The organism is Aeromonas sp. ANP5, assembly GCF_963870295.1.
GTDB lineage: Bacteria > Pseudomonadota > Gammaproteobacteria > Enterobacterales > Aeromonadaceae > Aeromonas > Aeromonas veronii.
Genome location: NZ_CAWMRY010000056.1, coordinates 1 through 16,923 on the forward strand (window position 1 = coordinate 1; position 16,923 = coordinate 16,923).

Annotated in this window: 13 protein-coding genes and 2 tRNA genes; 7 read left to right on the forward strand and 8 right to left on the reverse strand. The window is 54.5% G+C overall.

What is annotated here, in order from left to right:
- Window positions 1-318: 318 nt before the first annotated feature.
- Both AACT07_RS21195 and AACT07_RS21200 read left to right on the forward strand, forming a co-directional pair.
- Complete coding sequence (locus AACT07_RS21195) at window positions 319-1,410, forward strand: porin (protein WP_005354242.1); 1,092 nt, start codon at window positions 319-321, stop codon at window positions 1,408-1,410.
- A 174-nt stretch (window positions 1,411-1,584) separates the two neighbouring features.
- Entirely contained in the window at window positions 1,585-2,220 is a 636-nt protein-coding gene (locus AACT07_RS21200) for a murein L,D-transpeptidase catalytic domain family protein (RefSeq protein WP_069529915.1), read from the forward strand.
- A 77-nt stretch (window positions 2,221-2,297) separates the two neighbouring features.
- Here AACT07_RS21200 and AACT07_RS21205 read toward each other — a convergent pair whose 3' ends face one another.
- Window positions 2,298-2,729, reverse strand: a complete 432-nt coding sequence (locus AACT07_RS21205; protein WP_005335309.1) for a universal stress protein — start codon at window positions 2,727-2,729, stop codon at window positions 2,298-2,300.
- Between the two features lie 188 nt (window positions 2,730-2,917).
- Between AACT07_RS21205 and AACT07_RS21210 the strand changes: the two genes are divergently transcribed.
- Window positions 2,918-3,661, forward strand: coding sequence for a hypothetical protein (locus AACT07_RS21210; RefSeq protein WP_069529931.1), 744 nt, complete (start codon window positions 2,918-2,920; stop codon window positions 3,659-3,661).
- Window positions 3,662-3,781: 120 nt separating this feature from the next.
- On the opposite strand, the gene AACT07_RS21215 is transcribed toward AACT07_RS21210, so the two are convergent.
- Window positions 3,782-4,234 (reverse strand): RNA methyltransferase, encoded by a 453-nt coding sequence (locus AACT07_RS21215; RefSeq protein WP_069529917.1) that lies wholly within the window; start codon window positions 4,232-4,234, stop codon window positions 3,782-3,784.
- A gap of 204 nt (window positions 4,235-4,438) precedes the next feature.
- Between AACT07_RS21215 and AACT07_RS21220 the strand changes: the two genes are divergently transcribed.
- Together AACT07_RS21220 and AACT07_RS21225 are read left to right on the forward strand one after the other, a co-directional pair.
- The gene (locus AACT07_RS21220; protein WP_069529919.1) at window positions 4,439-5,530 is read left to right on the forward strand and encodes a PfkB family carbohydrate kinase; all 1,092 of its coding nucleotides are present in this window, start codon (window positions 4,439-4,441) and stop codon (window positions 5,528-5,530) included.
- Window positions 5,524-6,432 (forward strand): pseudouridine-5'-phosphate glycosidase, encoded by a 909-nt coding sequence (locus AACT07_RS21225; RefSeq protein ID WP_069529921.1) that lies wholly within the window; start codon window positions 5,524-5,526, stop codon window positions 6,430-6,432. Before AACT07_RS21220 ends, AACT07_RS21225 begins: the two co-directional genes overlap by 7 nt.
- An 87-nt stretch (window positions 6,433-6,519) precedes the next feature.
- On the opposite strand, the gene AACT07_RS21230 is transcribed toward AACT07_RS21225, so the two are convergent.
- The 4 genes from AACT07_RS21230 to AACT07_RS21245 all read right to left on the reverse strand — a co-directional run bounded on the left by AACT07_RS21230 (window position 6,520) and on the right by AACT07_RS21245 (window position 9,452).
- The gene (locus AACT07_RS21230) at window positions 6,520-7,245 is read right to left on the reverse strand and encodes a carbonic anhydrase (protein WP_069529922.1); all 726 of its coding nucleotides are present in this window, start codon (window positions 7,243-7,245) and stop codon (window positions 6,520-6,522) included.
- A gap of 350 nt (window positions 7,246-7,595) precedes the next feature.
- Complete coding sequence (locus tag AACT07_RS21235; protein WP_069529924.1) at window positions 7,596-8,870, reverse strand: alpha/beta fold hydrolase; 1,275 nt, start codon at window positions 8,868-8,870, stop codon at window positions 7,596-7,598.
- A gap of 426 nt (window positions 8,871-9,296) precedes the next feature.
- Window positions 9,297-9,372: transfer RNA gene (locus AACT07_RS21240), tRNA-Asn, on the reverse strand.
- 4 nt (window positions 9,373-9,376) lie between these two features.
- Window positions 9,377-9,452, reverse strand: a tRNA-Phe gene (locus AACT07_RS21245).
- Between the two features lie 265 nt (window positions 9,453-9,717).
- Between AACT07_RS21245 and rraB the strand changes: the two genes are divergently transcribed.
- Window positions 9,718-10,053 carry a ribonuclease E inhibitor RraB gene (rraB, locus tag AACT07_RS21250; RefSeq protein WP_026034893.1) on the forward strand — a complete coding sequence of 112 codons (336 nt, stop codon included), beginning with the start codon at window positions 9,718-9,720 and terminating at the stop codon, window positions 10,051-10,053.
- A 63-nt stretch (window positions 10,054-10,116) separates the two neighbouring features.
- Here rraB and AACT07_RS21255 read toward each other — a convergent pair whose 3' ends face one another.
- Window positions 10,117-12,072: a sensor domain-containing protein gene (locus tag AACT07_RS21255; RefSeq protein WP_069529926.1), complete on the reverse strand. Its 1,956-nt coding sequence runs from the start codon at window positions 12,070-12,072 to the stop codon at window positions 10,117-10,119.
- A 185-nt stretch (window positions 12,073-12,257) separates the two neighbouring features.
- Between AACT07_RS21255 and AACT07_RS21260 the strand changes: the two genes are divergently transcribed.
- Window positions 12,258-12,752: a hypothetical protein gene (locus AACT07_RS21260; RefSeq protein ID WP_069529928.1), complete on the forward strand. Its 495-nt coding sequence runs from the start codon at window positions 12,258-12,260 to the stop codon at window positions 12,750-12,752.
- 73 nt (window positions 12,753-12,825) lie between these two features.
- Here AACT07_RS21260 and AACT07_RS21265 read toward each other — a convergent pair.
- The coding region (locus AACT07_RS21265; protein ID WP_171902772.1) for a choice-of-anchor K domain-containing protein at window positions 12,826-16,923 on the reverse strand (4,098 nt) is incomplete at its 5' end.

A 16,923-nucleotide genomic window follows, 5' to 3' on the forward strand; every position in this document is an offset into this window, starting at 1 on the left:
CCCCCCCCCCGTTTTTCCCGCCCCGCCCCATTCTCCCCTGCGTGATCTAGCTCACAACTTGAGCCATCGACCTTGTTGCTCAGAACAGCCTTGATGTCAAAAAAGTCACTAGAAAATAATTCATTGAATTTAATCTCTTTTTATCTTGTCAAAAACCGTCACACCCAGACTTGATAACGACCTCGTCACCTCAATTAAACAACGATGGATTCAGGCCCAGTCAAGGTTGGGACGCCTACCGTGTGGCTATCGGACTATTTCCGATTTCACAGAACCGACAACAAGTTCGGAAGTGTTTACATCAGAGGAATAACGCATATGAAGAAGTCTGCACTGACTATTGCCATCTCCAGCCTACTGCTGGCGAGCGGCGCCCATGCTGCTACCGTTTATAACCAGAACGATACCAAGCTGGAAATCGGCGGCCGTGCTCAGGGTATGTACTACGGTACTGATGACAACGGTTCCGAAGGTGACCAGAGCTACTTCCGTCTGCACGTTGCTGGCGAGACCAAGATTGCTCCCGAGATGAAGGCGTTCGGCTTTGCCGAGTACAACCTGCCGACCTCCGGTTCTGACAACGACGAGCTGCGTTATGCCTATGCCGGTATCAAGCACGACCGTTTCGGCGCCTTCAGCTATGGTCGTCAGGATGGCCTGTTCACCAAGGCCGTCAACAACTATACCGACGTCCTGCCTGAGTGGGGCGGTGACGGCCTGGGCAAAGATACCGAAGTATTCGGCACCGGCCGTACCAACGGTCTGGCCCAGTACATCTACACCTATCAGGGTCTGACTCTGGGTGCCCAGTTCACCGGTAACAATGATCCGCAGAATGCAGATCGTTCCAACTTCAAAGATGTAAATGGCCAAACTACTTGGAACAAGAAAGGTTCCAAAGAAGGCTTCGCAGTATCTGCCAACTACGATTTCGATATGGGCCTGAGCCTGGGTGCTGCCTATAACCAGGCTGGCAAGACCGACGAGCAAGCTCGCTATGCCGCCTTCGGTGGCGACAAGGATGCCAAGCTGATGGGCTTCGGCGCCAAATATGCAACTGGCGACCTCTACCTGGCTGCAACCTACTCCCACGGTGAAGACCACCTGTTCGTCAACAACGGCTACGCCGAGAAGATGGATGGCTACGAAGCCGTTGCCCAGTACACCATCGGCAAGTTCAAGCCTTCTCTGGCCTACCTGCGCACTGACGTGAAAGACTCCGCTCGCGGTATCGATGATACCTACACCGAGTACGTATCTATCGGTGCCTGGTACAACTTCACCGAGAACTTCAACGCCTACGTTGATTACAAGCTGAACCTGCTGGACTCCGTAGATGGCAAGTCCACCAACTCTCTGGGCAAGAACACCGACGACGTAGTCGCGGTTGCCCTGCAGTACAACTTCTAAGTAATTGGAAGTCAGTTATACCCTGTGATACCAATGTCTACTGTTTGAATTACTTCCGGCCGCTCTGCGGCCGGTTTTTTTATTGCGCCTTTTCAGCACCTTGCATATAACTATCGAGCGGATTGATGGCAATATCCGCGTCGTTGACAGGGAGTGACAAGGAGATATTCACGGATGAGACAAGCGCGCGGGAACATAGACTGGCAACACGGGTGGCTGTTGTTGCCACTGCTGTTGATATCGCTCATCTGGAGCAGCACGGCAGATGCCAGCTGGGATCAGAGCCTCTATCGTCAGCTGGGTCTGGCCGGCAAGCTGGATAAACAGACCTTTCGTCAGGCACTTAACAGTTATCAAACCGTGCGCCACAAACGCAAACCCATTCTCACCATCATCGATTACAGCAAGCCATCCACCCAGCGCAGACTGTTTGTCATCGATATGAAACGCCACAAGCTGCTCTATCACACCTGGGTCAGCCATGGCCGCAACTCAGGTGAACTGGCCGCAGAGCGCTTTTCCAACCAGCTCAACTCCCGCCAAAGTTCCCTCGGCGTCTATCGCACCGCAGAAACCTATCTGGGCAAGCATGGCTACTCCCTGCGGCTGGACGGGCTCAGCCCCGGCAAGAACAGCAATGCCCGCAAGCGTGCCATCGTGGTACATGGCGCCGCCTATGCCAGCCCGACCCATCTGCGCAAATATGACAAGCTGGGCCGCAGCTGGGGTTGCCCCGCCCTGCCCAAAGAGCAGGCCAGAGCCATCATAGATACCATCAAGGGGGGGAGTGTCATCTACGCCCACGGCTAGCGGGCACAACACCAGAAAACGCAAGGCCAGCAATCGCTGGCCTTGTTTGTTACGCTTTTCACACTAAACGTGGCGCGTTATTGGCGCACCACCAGTACCGGACAGGGTGCATGACGCACCACAGACTCGGCGACACTGCCTACCAGCAGATGGCTGATACCGGAGCGACCGTGGCTGCCCATCACGATCAGCTCAACCTCATCCTCCTTGGCCTGAATGACAATTTCATCGGCGGCGCGGCCAAAGCGAATATCAAAGGTGGCCGGGATCGGCAGGGTGGCAACCAGCTCTTTGAGCTGGGTTCTGGCTTGACGCTCCATCTCGTGGGTGATCTCGATGGCCGTCATATGAAGGATCTTGTAACTGTCAAAACCGTGCAGTTGATCAACCACGTGGATCAGCTTGAGCTGGGCCTGATGGCTCTGTGCCATGAAAACGGCATAGTCGAGTACCGCGCGAGACATTTGGGAAAAATCGACTGGACAGAGCAGAGTCTTGATCGATGGCATAATGCAGTCTCCTCTACTGATTGGGGTGCTATTGAATCTTTACTCGATCATAACGATCCGACCGTAAATAACCCTCGACCCTGTCGCAAAATGGAGATGCGGGATGTTTTCTCCGCCCGCCGCGATCAATGCATGGTATAAATCAGGTGATAAATGATCTCCTCACCCCTGCGAGGATAATGCTGACCATGCTGCGCATCGGTTGTTTGCTGCTTTGCTCTCTGTGTGCGCTCACCCACGCTCGCACAACCGATATCCACGTCTATTGCGATGGCTGGCCCGGTTTCTGCCAACCGGATGGCCGCGGTATCTATCTCGATCTGGTGCGAACCATTTACCAACCCCACGGCTATCAGATAGTGCCCCATATCGTGCCTTACAAACGCGCCGTCGCCATGGTAGCCAGGCAAGAGGGGGATATGGCGATGAGTGTCTATCTGGACGAGATCAAGGGGGTCAAGCAGCCCCGTCAACCCGCCTCCGCCGATGATGTGACCGTCTTCATGCTCAAGCAGTGGCAGCCACAATGGCGGGGAGAGCGCAGCCTGGAGGGAGAGACCGTACTCTGGCGGCGAGGATGGGTGCTGGATAAATATCTTCCGGTCACCATGCGATGGCATGAGATCGACAACCATGAGATGGCCCTGCAGCTGATTGGCAAGGGGCGCTATCGCTATTACCTGACCGCTGGCGTGCTCCATTCTACCGATGAGACCCCGGCCAATATGTACCGCACCATTTTGCGCTGGATCCCGACTTACCCCATTTTTGCCGATACCGAGCAGGGCGACCGGCTACTGCAGTTGTGGGATCAAGAGATGGTGAATCTGATCCATCGCGGCACGCTGGCCGAGATATATCGCCATTATCACCTCTATGACTACTACCGCGACTTTCTCGAGGGGCAGGTGGTCAAGGCCGGCGAAAAATGATCCCACCATAGGGGAAAGAGAAGGATGCCGCAGCCCCGTCAACAGCGGCCACCGCCAGCAACCTGCCCATGAGCAACACCTTGTCCATTGCGGTTTGAGTCACCGTTGCCACGCCACAACTCAGGGTTGCCGGAACCCCTTCGCCAAGCGGTCATAGAGGATTACATTGACCGAGGCGGCCAGATTCATGCAGCCCTGAGTCGGCACATAGACCACATCTTTCACCGCGCCATAGAGGGCGGGATCGAGCGTGCCATCCTCCGGCCCGAAGATATAAAAAGCGCGTTCCGGATGGACATAGTCGGGGAGCGGCGTAGCGCCATCGATCAGATCGACCACCACGGGCACGCATCCCTGCGGGACAAACGCCATCAGATCATCCACCCCGAGCAGCGGGATCTTCTCCACCATCTGCTTGGTATCGGTGGCAAAGCGGCGCGCCAGCTCGAAGCGGTTGCCGGTGTAGTAGACCTCGTCCACCCCGTAGCAGCCCGCAGCCCGCATCACTGAGCCGACATTTTCCGGAGACTTGGGATTGACCAGCCCCACGCAGCAGAATGCACTCTTTTCCATCATCTCTCCTCATCTTGCGGCGGCCATTATAAGCCGTTGCAGGGCCACCGACCCGTTAAAAGTCCCCTCCCCGGCTAAACCGCTTGCCAACCCAGCTTTGAATGTCGATTTTTTGTGCGCAAGCCGACAAATTTTGTACAAGCTGATAGCCAGCAAACGTTTCCCAGCAATAATAGACAAACGTTTGCAAATGGATGTTTGTCTATGACTGAGCGTGAACAAGAGATCCTAGCCCTGCTGCGTCAGGATCCCATGATTGCCCAGCAGGAGCTGGCCGATCGCCTCGGCATCAGCCGCTCTGCGCTGGCCAGCCACATCTCAAGCCTGATCCGGCAGGGGTATGTGCAAGGCAGAGGTTATGTACTGCGAGAAGGCCCCTACGTAGTGGTGATCGGCGGTGCCAATATGGATATTTGCGGCACCAGCCATGACAACCTGCTGCTCGGCGACTCCAACCCGGGCAAGGTGCGCACCTCGGCCGGTGGTGTTGGCCGCAATATCGCCGAGAATCTGGCGCGGCTCGGCAGTGATACCCGGCTGCTGACTGCAGTCGGCAACGACCAGTATGGTCATCATCTGCTGGAGGTAAGCCAGCGGGCCGGCGTCGATGTGCGCCAGACCCTGGTGCTCGATGGCCACACCACCTCCTGTTATCTCAGCCTGCATGATGGCAGCGGCGAAATGAGCTGTGCCATCAATGACATGGCCATTATCGAGCAGCTCACTCCTGCCCGCCTGACCCCCCTCGCAGGCTTTCTCGGCGGTGCCCGGCTTTGGGTGCTCGACACCAATCTGGCCATCCACACCCTCGACTGGTTGTTTGAACGGCAAGGTGAGCACGCCATCTTTGTCGATACCGTTTCGGTGGCCAAAGTGGAGAAGATCCGCCCCTGGCTCGGCAAGATCCACACCCTCAAACCCAATCGAAGCGAAGCCGAGCAGCTGTGCGGCATGACCATCGCCGGGCCCGAAACCTGGCCCATGGTAGCCGCCTGGTTCCACCGCGCCGGGGTCAAGCGACTGTTCCTCAGTCTGGGTGAACAGGGGATCTTCTACAGCGATGGCGAGCAGCAGGGCCACCTGCCGGTGCTGGGCAGTCCTGTGCTAAACGTCACCGGCGGCGGGGATGCCTTTATGGCTGGCCTCGCCCACGCCTGGCTGCAAGAGCTCGACATTGCCCAAACCACCCGCTTTGCCCTGGGCTGCGCCGCCCTCACCGTCAATTGTTCCGATACCGTTTTTTCCGGTCTGAGCAAGACCACTGTTGACCGCATACTGGAGGAGTACTCATGCTGAACGCTTACCTCGATATCCAACCGGAAGTGGCTGCCGCGCTGGCCGCGGGCAAACCGGTCGTTGCCCTCGAATCCACCATCATCTCCCACGGCATGCCTTATCCGCAGAACGTGGAGACGGCCCGTCAGGTGGAGCAGGTGGTGCGCGATAACGGCGCCATTCCGGCGACCATCGCCATCCTCGACGGCCGCCTCAAGGTGGGTCTCGATGCGGGTGCACTGGAAGCGCTCGGCCGGGCAGGCCACGATGTGACCAAGTGCAGCCGCCGCGACATTCCGTTCGTGCTGGCGCGCAAGGGGATGGGGGCCACCACGGTCGCCTCCACCATGATCATCGCCGCCATGGCGGGGATCCGGGTCTTTGCCACCGGTGGTATCGGCGGGGTACATCGCGGCGCGCAGGAGACCTTCGATATCTCGGCTGACCTGCAGGAGCTGGCACAAACGCCGGTGGCCGTAGTCTGCGCCGGAGCCAAGTCGATCCTCGATATCGGGCTGACCCTGGAATATCTGGAGACCCAGGGCGTACCGGTGATCGGCTATCAAACCGAGGAGCTGCCCGCCTTCTACACCCGCGAGAGCGGCTTCAAGGTCGATTATCGCCTCGATACCCCGGCAGCCATCGCCGAGGCGCTACGCCTCAAGTGGGAGCTGGGACTGGCGGGCGGCGCCGTGGTGGCCAACCCCATCCCGACCGTACACGCCATGCCGAAAGCCGATATCGACGCAGCCATTGCCCAAGCGCTGCGTGAAGCGGATGAGCAGGGGATCAAGGGCAAGGCGTCAACCCCCTTCCTGTTGGCCCGCGTCTGCGAGCTGACCGGCGGCAACTCACTCGCCGCCAATATCCAGCTGGTGCTGAACAATGCAGCGCTCGGCGCCCGCATCGCCGCCAGCCTCTGATCGCACGCCGATACCTCGCCATGTAAAAGAGGGCCTCGCGGCCCTCTTTGTTGTTTTTGCTATCTACTGCGCTATTGCAACGCTGTGTTATTGCAGTACCACGCGCCCATTGAGGGGCTGCACCGGCCGGTTGTTGGGGTGGTGCATCACCGCCTTGAAGGTGTCGATCTGGGCCTGACTGACCTCAACCGGCTGCTTCATCACCAGCCAGCGCACTCCTTCCGAGCAGGGAGGCGTAGTAAGGGAACCGCTGAAACGATAGTAGTCACGATTCTCGGGCAGCAGTTGCTCAGCTGAGAGCAGCGCCTTGAGGGCCTGGGTCTCCCCCACCTTGGCCGGTAATGCACTCCAGGCTGCCGCCAGCGCCGGATTGGCCTTGCCAGTCTCGAACATCACCGCCACCACGGCGATCTCTCCCTTGTCACTGACGTGTACCAGATGCCCTTCCAGCGGATAGGATTTGCCCTCGATGAGGTTTTCGCTCGGGGCGTGGAAGTGAAACTGCTTGAGTTCAAACGTGGTGCCATCGAGTTGCAAGGTGCTACCCGGGGCATAACCGACCTGCACGGTGTGACCGTTGTTGACCACTGTGTTGCCACCCGCCTGATAGTGGAGTACCAGCGGGGCCAGTTTGGCCTCGACCAATCCGCTCAGGTCAACCGGCGACTGATTGCTGCCCGCACACTGACCAAACTCCGGGGTCAGCTTGGCCCAGTGGGCAGGCCCCGCCTCACCGCTATATTCCCAATGGGGGGTGGCAGCAAACACGACAGGGCACAGCAACAGGGAGCAGGCCAACAGAGACTTTCTCATCATACATCCTTATCTTGATTGAAAAGCACGACCATCCCCTCCCCCGGATAGCGGGGCATGCAGAGATGGCATATCAGATACGCGGAATACAGAGCATCGGAGCGACTTTCTAATGGTAACGAGCACGGGTTGGTCAATCGGTTTGACCGCGGCTCAATACAGAGTCGTTTGGCAAGTATATGGTGAGGGATCGACAGAGACAGTGAAAGAGGGAGAAATTAATCAGCCAGCTATCCACTCATCGTCTGGCAGGCGCGGGGCAAGGTTCAGGGAATCACGCTTTCATAACAACCATCCATCACAACCATCGCGGGAGTCCGGGCTCCCGCGATGGTTGACGATAACGGCAATTAACGGTCGCGATTCAACGCGATCAGACGATCAAGAATCGCTTCACCATCGGCACGCAAACCGTTGTGCTCATACTCATTGGTGATCCAGGCGCGACTGTTGCCAAGGCCACGCAGGGTTTCGCGACTGTAGTCAAACTCCACATACATATCCTCGGCATAGACGGCGCAGGCTACCGGCACCTGGTTGCGGGCCAGCTGGGCCGGGTCATAGAGCGCCCCCCAGTCCGCCTTGTTGGCCAGCAGATGGGCCGCCTCTTTCAGGGGCAGCAACTCGCGGAACTGCTCGAACATCCAGGGGTAAACCATCTCGCCGGTGAAGGCGAAATCCTTGCCGGGTGCCCAGTTCACCGCCGGGAATTCCACTCTGACCCGATCCGCCGCCCAGCGAGTCGCCTTCCCTTCGGCGTAGATAGCCTCGTGCAGGATGGCAAACAGCGGGTTGGTATTGAATGGCTGCATGCTCTGCACCTGATAGAGAAAGGCCGGGCTCAGCTTGTCACCGATAAAGGCCTCTTCCAGCAGGTAATAAAGCTCCTCGAAAGCACCCGTAGCACCGAGATCCAGCCCCTGCTGCTGGAACTGCTCCACCGTCAGGCGCTGACCGTTGGGCAGCCGCACATCGTGCTGGTGCAGATGGTTGGCCAACCGGTTGGCAATCCCCTGAGCGTGGGGGAAGCGGGCGAAGAAGGCTCGGTTCTTGTCAGCCACCCTCTGATAGGTGGCGCGGTAAACCTCCTCGGCGCTGCGGCCAATCGGCGCGATGCCGCCGGTGATATAGACCTCCCGCAGACTGTCGGGGAAAAGCGAGAGATAGGTCAGGCAGCAAAAACCGCCAAAGCTCTGACCAAGCAGGCTCCAGCGATGCTTGGGGCTGAGCTCCTGCCGGATGAACTCGGCATCTTGCACTATGCTGTCGGCGCGAAAATGGCCGAGATACTCCGCCTGCTCGGCCGGGGTCATTTTGGCCAGAATCTGCCCGTGAATTGAGCTCGACATCCCGGTGCCACGCTGATCCAGCAGCAGCACTCTGAACTCCTGCAACGCCCGCTTGAGCCAGCCACTGTTGGCTGTCGGGCGCGGCGCCCCGAATCCCGGCCCACCTTGCAGAAACAGCAGCCAGGGCAACTTCTCATCGAGCTTGTCTTTACGGCAGAGGGTGCGGGCAAACAGGGTAATGCTGTTACCATCCGGCTCATCATGATCGAGGGGAACGGTAAAAAAGTGCGGCTCACAATGAATGCCGTCCAGTACATAGCTCAAGGGGCTGTTCATCTGGGATCTCTCCGTCAGGATGGGAACATCATTGACCCCATCATATCCTCGCCCAGCCACAGGGTCACTCCGGTTTTCCAAAATGTTAACAATGGCTTAAAGGTCGAAACATCACCCGACAAGCCGCTCTTCAACAGTGCTGAATTAATTGTTTTGCAGGGGAGATTGACGCCATGGCGCCATTCAACAAAGATGGCTCGCCTGCACAGGAGTGCAGCCATTCAGGCCGACAAAATGGATAAGGGAATGTGATGAAACCGAAGTGGATCAGGGCCAGAAAAAGAGAGAAGAAGCCATGCCCTGGCAGCATGTTGCAAACCGGAATGCTGCTGTTCAGTGCCACCTGTGGCGCGACGCTCTTTTTGGCAGCATGCAACAGCAACTAGAAATGAAAAAGCCCGCTCGATTGAGCGGGCTTTTCGAATTTGGCTCCTCCTACTGGACTTGAACCAGTGACATACGGATTAACAGTCCGCCGTTCTACCGACTGAACTAAGGAGGAATTGTGGTGCCCAGAGACGGAATCGAACCGCCGACACGGGGATTTTCAATCCCCTGCTCTACCGACTGAGCTATCTGGGCAACGGCGCGAATTAAACCCTTTCCAGCGCAGAGTGTCAACCATGATGGCACGATAAAAAGCGCGTTCGCTCAACAACCGAACGAAGCGACCATTTATTATCCATTTCAGTCCTGTTTACCGTACTTGCTGGCCTCTGAACATCCTGCAGGCTGCGCCAATATGATGGAAATTCGAGGTTCAGTGGGTCCGCCGCATTGAGCCGAATCCACTCTGCGAGTATGCTTTGCCGCAATGATACCGCCTGGAGGCAACATGAGTCTGAATATGCAAGAGTGGCGTGATGAGACCACCGAGATCGTCAACGAACTGCTGGCCGATGGCAGCAATCCCGATGCGGATTACGACATCGAGCACCACTTCGCCTGCCAGGATTTCGACCGTCTGGAAAAAGCAGCGGTTGACCTGTTCAAGGCCGGTTTTGAAGTGACCGATGCCGAAGAGATGGAGCTGGATGACGGCGCCACTATCTTCTGCTTCGATGCCACCATCGAGTGCAAGCTGAATGTCGAAGCGATCGTCGCCGATATCGCCAAGATGCTGCCCATCCTGGAAAAATATGGGGTGGATTACGATGGCTGGGGCACCTACTTCCAGGATTGATCCTGCCTCCATCGTAAAACAACAAGGCCACCTTGCGGTGGCCTTGTTGTTTCTGACGATGTCTCACGCCAGATAGCTGGCAGCAAACTCCGCCGGCGGCAGGGGGCGACTGAACAGATAGCCCTGTAACCGATCACACCCCGCCTCGGTCAGCCACAGCTGCTGCTCGGGCGTTTCCACCCCTTCGGCAGTGATCCGGATCCCGAGCTCATGGCCCAACCCGATGACTGAACGCACGATAGCGGTGGTCGCGCTATTGCTGGCCAACCCCTGAGTGAAGCTGCGATCTAGCTTGAGGGTCGCCACCTGCAAACGTGGCAGATAGGCCAGCGAGCAGTAACCGGTACCAAAGTCGTCGATGGCCAGCTGAAAACCGGCGGCGATCAGGTTATCGAGGTTGGTCTCAATCTCGTCGGCGTTCTCCATCAGTACCCCTTCGGTAATCTCCAGCTCCAGCTGACTGGCCTTGAGACCATGGCGAGCGATGCAGGCAGAGACCCGCTCACAGAGCGCCGGATCACGGAACTGCAGCGGCGAAAGGTTGATGGATAGCACCATATCCGGCTGCGCAGTTTGCCACTGCGCCAGCTGGGCACACCCCTGCTCCAGCATCAGCTGACCAAGCTGGCCGATGATCCCCATCTCTTCTGCCAACGGAATAAACTCGTCGGGGGAGATCATCCCAAGCTCGGAATGGGGCCAGCGACAGAGCAGCTCGGCGCCATGCAGCCGGTGGGTGCGGGTACAGATGATGGGCTGATAGACGGCAACCAGCTGGGCGGACTTGATGGCGAGCGGCAACTGGGCGGCGATCAACTGACGCCGCTTGAGCCGGGCATGCAGCTCGGGATCAAACAGGGTGCAGTACTGTTGCTGCCGTTTGCCCTGCGCCAGCGCAGCCTCGGCATGACTGAGCAACCGTTCGGCATCGCTTGCCCGCCCCTGGGCCAGCCCCAGAAACACCGGGATCTGGATGCGGTGATCTTCCACCTGGTAGTGCTCCATCAACTGCTGCTGCAGATGCTGGCTCCACCCCTGCAATGGCTCGTTGAAATCCGGCAGCAGCAGGCTGAAGTCATCGGCAGCGACCCGACAGAGCAGGGAACGTGGCGGTACCAGCTGCTGCAACCGCTTGGCCACCTGGCTAAGCAGGCGGTCGGCAATCCGGATCCCGAAGCGATCGTTGATCTCACGAAAATGGTGCAGATCGATCAGCACCAATGTGGCACTGCGTCCCCCAAGATGGCGGCTGGTCTGCAAGAACCGGGAGAGTTTGAGCAGTCCGGTCAGACTGTCGTAGTGCTGCTCCTGCTGCAACTGCGCCTGAGTGGTGCGCAGACCGGTGATGTCACGCCCCAGCGTCAGGATCCCGAGAGAGTGACCATCACCATCGGGGACATCGACCCGGGTGATCTCCATGTGTCGCCCCTGCCCGCTGGCATCCAGCAGACAACACTCGCCGTGGCCCATCCCCTGCGGCGCCGCCAACCGGAACGGCAGCTGCTGACCCAGCACCTCATCGGCCCCATGGCCGATAAAGTCGAGAAACGCCTGATTGCACTCCAGCAACACCCCGTTGTGATCATCGAAACGGATCAGGTCAGGAATGGCATCGAGCAGAAAACGCTGCAACAACTGCTGCTTTTTGACCGTTTGTTCCAGGCTCTTGCGCTGGGCAATCTCGTTAACCACGCCGAACACTGCGCAAGCTTCCCCCTGCGGGGTGTAAAGAGGCACCTTGTGCACCTCCATCCAGCAGGTATTCCCGCCCCGGTTGCAATGAAGCTGCTGATACAGCATCGGCACGCCTCCGGCAAGCAGCTGCTCATCCTCACTGCGAAAGAGATCGCCCCATGGCATCTCTGCATCTGTCTTGCCGACTACCTCGGCAGGCGACTCCAGCTTGGCTTCACGGGCGAACTCACGATTGGCGAACAGGTAACGCCCATGACTATCCCGACAGAAGATACTCATTGGCAATTGGTCGATGATCTGCTGCAGCAGATCCGGGGTGAGCATGTTAGTCACAGGGGTGCTTATGGAGGAATTTCGAGCAAATCTATGATAGCAAACCAATTTTGTAAAGCACCCCGATCACCTCCCCATAACCTCGAACGCTGGATGGTTGCTGACAGAGATTGTCGCTCCGGCGATAATAGGCGCCGGTTGGCCAATGGCCTGGTGATATGGACGAGAGAAACAAGATGAAAAAGATTATGGGGAGCGCATTGGCGCTGCTGCTGGTTGGTTGTGCTGGTGACAATAACGGCGGTGAGGAGTATCGCTACAACCCGCCAATTGCCAAGGCAACCAACAATACACAGGAGATGGCGATCCCGGTGGATCTGGTGTGGGCTCGTGCCGAGAAGTGGTTCACCGATCACGGACTCACCATCGAAAACAGCCAGCGTGGCTCCGGCCTGATGACCGCCAACGTCAACCAGTCAGCCGACGGGCTGGAGTGGCTGGACTGCGGTACCATGGGTTCCAAAGTTGCACTGGGCAACCCGAACCTGCAGATCAACCTGATCATCACCCAGAGCGGCAACAGCAGCGTGGCCACCGTCAACGTCAAGGGCAACACCGAGCTGTTCTTCGTTGAATCCTCAGGCGAGCGCGTACCGGCCCCGTCCATCAAGCCGGTCTGTGTCTCCCGCGGCACCCTGGAGCAGAGCCTGTTTGCCACCCTCAGCAACTGATTTCACTCCCCTGCAAAGATAAAAAAAGCGGCAGATTGCTCTGCCGCTTTTGTTTTTCTACTGTCTGTTCGTGTTAGCCATGAGGTTTGTCGATCAGCAGTATGTTGTTCAACATGTACTCGAGAACCTCAGTGGTCGTAGTATCAGAACCCCCAGTCAAGCTATCGAAAGTATGATTCATCAACACAATCTCTTGAGTTGGTGAGGTAGAACTACTGTCTTCTCTGATAAATAGATGCACCCCATCGTCGCCCTGAATAACAGAGAGTAGAGAAGTCAGATCATTCTGATTGGGAGAATCAAGCAAATCACTCAAGTCCAGCTTGTCACCTTCCGAAAGGCTGTTAGTACCTGACCCCTTGTTGAAGTCCATAATGTAATCTGTGGTCTGAGAGCCGGATACCGTATCCCCTTTGTTCCAGACAAAGATATCTGCACCTTCATCACCACGCAGGACATCATTGCCAAGACCACCAATCAGAATGTCGTCACCCAAACCACCACGTAAACCATCAATACCTTCACCACCAATCAGTTGGTCATTGCCACTGCCGCCATGAACGACCTGGCTACCTTCGCCACCGTTGACTATGTCGTCGCCAGACCCCAAATTGACTGTGTCTGTTTTGGGTTGCAGTGGCTGCCGCGCATCTTCCTTAAGAGTACCTACGGTGTTGGTAATAACATCCTGAGTCATAAATTGGCTGCTAAGTAGCTCATCTTGAGTAACCACAGGGTTATTAACATTGGGCAACGAACTACCAGTGTTCACGATATTGTTAGCAGTTGAAACACCAAGGTCGATGTAATCATTACTATCGCCTGCATTAATTAGTAGCTCGGTGTCTTTAGCAAAATATTGAGTCTTGGATGATGAAGCGACACTGCTGTATCCTCCTAAATTAACGGCAAACTGGGCTGTATCACCACTCCAATCGGTCATCAGGAATGAATCTACACTCTGACCACCGACAACATTATTCTTATGCAGAACGGTAACTTGGAAATCAGCAGTGCTTTGCGCTGTATCTTGATTACTGGCTTCTGTCGCCGTAGCTACAACTGTGATGGTGAAGTTTCCATGGTTGGCGACTTTAATCTGCAGGCTGGATTTATCCCAGTTGGTAATATCCACAGTGCCATCTGCGCCAACCGTCGCCAGGTTGCCCAAACCATCTTTCAGCACAGCGCCTTCTGGCAAGCCCTGCAATTTAAGGTTCAACGTTTCTGATGTATCAGTATCTTTAAGTGATGACGATATATTGCTAAGTTTAATAAACTCACCGCGATACCCCATATTGTCGACCACTTTAAATGCTAAATTATCCAACAAAGCTCCATAAGAATCCCCATTATCACCTTCAAACTGTAAACGATATTTACCTGATTGGCCAATCGGTAAGGTAATCTTTTGATCTCTTAACCAATTCGCATTAGTGGGATCGAAATCATATAGCGTAATAGCTTGAGCATTTAGTGGGTTGCCTTGAGTATCTAGCGGGATCAGTTTAATAGTCAGTCCAGAGGTGCTTACACTACCTGAGCGCGCCGCAATATCAAATCCGAGCTCGTAAAATCGACCAGCATCCGCTTGGATATCGGTATACAAGGTTTTATCACCATTGTTAAACTCAATTTCCATGACTTTATTACTATTGGAACCACCAGAGACGTAGACACTTTCATAACCAATTTCAACTTTCCCGCCTCTATTACTGGTATGCCAAGTACCTATAGTATTTAGGCCCTTAATATCATCTGCCTTAACACCACTCCAATCACCTATAATCTTGGCATCTTCAAAGTTAATAGCCGCAACGGAGGTGTAACCATTGATTGTCAGATTAGGGGCATCTGCTACTGCTTGAACAATGATATTCAAGGTACTTGTAGCCCCTGTATCAGTGGTGTAGGTGATTTCAGGTAATGAACCACTCCAATGCTCTTTTGGCTCGAAGCTGTATTCACCATTGGCCTTTAATTGCAGCTTACCTTCTGGCAATTGATACCAAGTACTGCCAGCGTTATAGGTCACGTTATTCACTTGGAAGCTGGTCACGGATAATGTGCTATCCACATCCGTATCATTTTCCAGTACATTACCTTTAGCTTGGGTATCCTCCACGACGGTGTTGTTATCTGATTTAGTCACCGTTGGATCATCAACAGGCGTTACCACTATGGTTAGTGTGCTTGTTGCCCCAGTATTTGTGGTGTAGGTAACGACAGGAACCTGACCATTCCAATCATCTGCAGGCTTAAAGGTGTAGCTACCATCAGCATTGAGGGCTAGTTCACCCTCTGCCAATATTATTTTACTACCTGCTGTATGCTGAGTAGTATCGTTCGCTACTGTGAAATGTGTTACTGATGTATTTTTATTGCCATCATTATTGAGCACATTGCCAATTATGGCAGTGTCTTCGGAACCAATACCTTGATCTTGAATCGCTTTACTCGCACTAACATTAACGGCATTTACATTAATGGTGAGCAATGCGCTGGATTTATCACCATCAACATCTTGCATAGTATAGGTAAAGGTTTCCGTTGCATTGGCCGGAATCGCAGAAGCATTGGCTGTTACTGTGTATTTATAACTACCACCAGCGTATATTATTAACGTACCGTATTGGCCATTGATAATAGATCCTACGTTGCCAGAGGTACCGGACCCTGTTTGGTTACCCACAGCAGCACCAATTACCGTGAGATCGTTATCAGCACCGATGATGTCATTGTCTAACACGTTACCCTCCGTAGAGGGTAACTCATAGCCATTACCAGCAACTATACGTACAACTAGTTCATAACTGCTTGCCGCATTTTCAGCCGTTCTAATTTCAGTAACAACTTGGTTGGTACCTGGAACTCTAAAGCCTATTACTTGCAGCGTATAAACTTGCCCCTGATGTTCAAAGGTTACATTGGTATTGCCGACGTTAATAATGTCTTTTGATGCTTCAGGATCGTTGTTGTCGTTCGGTGTTTCATCATGGTCAAAGTTGACGTTGAGAGTTACTGGTGTAACTACCCCATAGGCATCAGTCACCGAGAAAGTAACATCCATAGTTGCTTTGGTGATAGCGCCACCAGAAGATATTGGGAAGTTATAGTGGGTAAACGTGCCCAACATAATCTCTTGGTTTAAGGCAAACTGACCATTTAATGCACTGTCGTTATCGATAAAACCATAACCAGATTTATAGGTATTCGTTGGATTCCCCCATCTGATCTGATCTAAACCATCATCATTGTCAGTACCACCACCATTAGGATTATTGGTACCATCGAATCTGGTTACGCTTGTGCCATTTGTCCATAACGTCCAATTTGCCTCCACACCAGAGACTATAAAGCTATCTACAATCACATCGACACTGCCACTGTCGTTGTTGGCATTAGGGACATCATCAACAATTTTCACATCAAGGCTACCATTGGCTTGGCTGCCATCCGTATCCACAACGGTTACAGCAAAGCTATCAAAATAGCTAGTATTAGTAGCCCCATCCGCAGAGTCATTATCGACATTGTCCTTTAGCCTATAGCTATAGCTAATAGAGCCATCGTTTGCATCACCAGTGAAACCCGTAAGGGTCAACACACCATAAGGGGTTGTAATGCTCACCATATTGGTGCTTAGCGCAAGTAACGCTGTCAAATTAAAGGTTTGTCCGGCAATTGTGACAGAAGCTAAACCATCTACAGAGGTAAAGCTAAAGTTACCAGTCTGAGTCAGCGCATTGCCATTAGGGGCAGAGCCCGTTGAAAGGTTAGCTTCGTGAACAGTTAACTCACCACCTTGGGCATTGAGTCCGCCTAAAGAAACTCCGTCATTAGATGGGGTCACTGTGATGTTGACTGTAGCTGGCGTTGAGTCAGCTAAATCATTGTTATCTACTGCATGGTAGGCAAAGCTGGTGTCACCATTCCAGTTGGCATTTGGCGTAAAGGTCAGGCTAGCAGCATCGGCAACCAAGATGCTCTGACCGACCGTGACGGCAACGCCATTGAGGTACAAGGTGCCATTAAGTGGCAAAGTATCAATTACAAAGCTGGCTAACGTGCCGTCGGTATCTGAGCCCGAGAGGGGGGGGATACTTATGCTTGCATCATCTTCAGTACCAATTACCTCTAAATCATTAGTAGTCGGAGGATTATTAATATC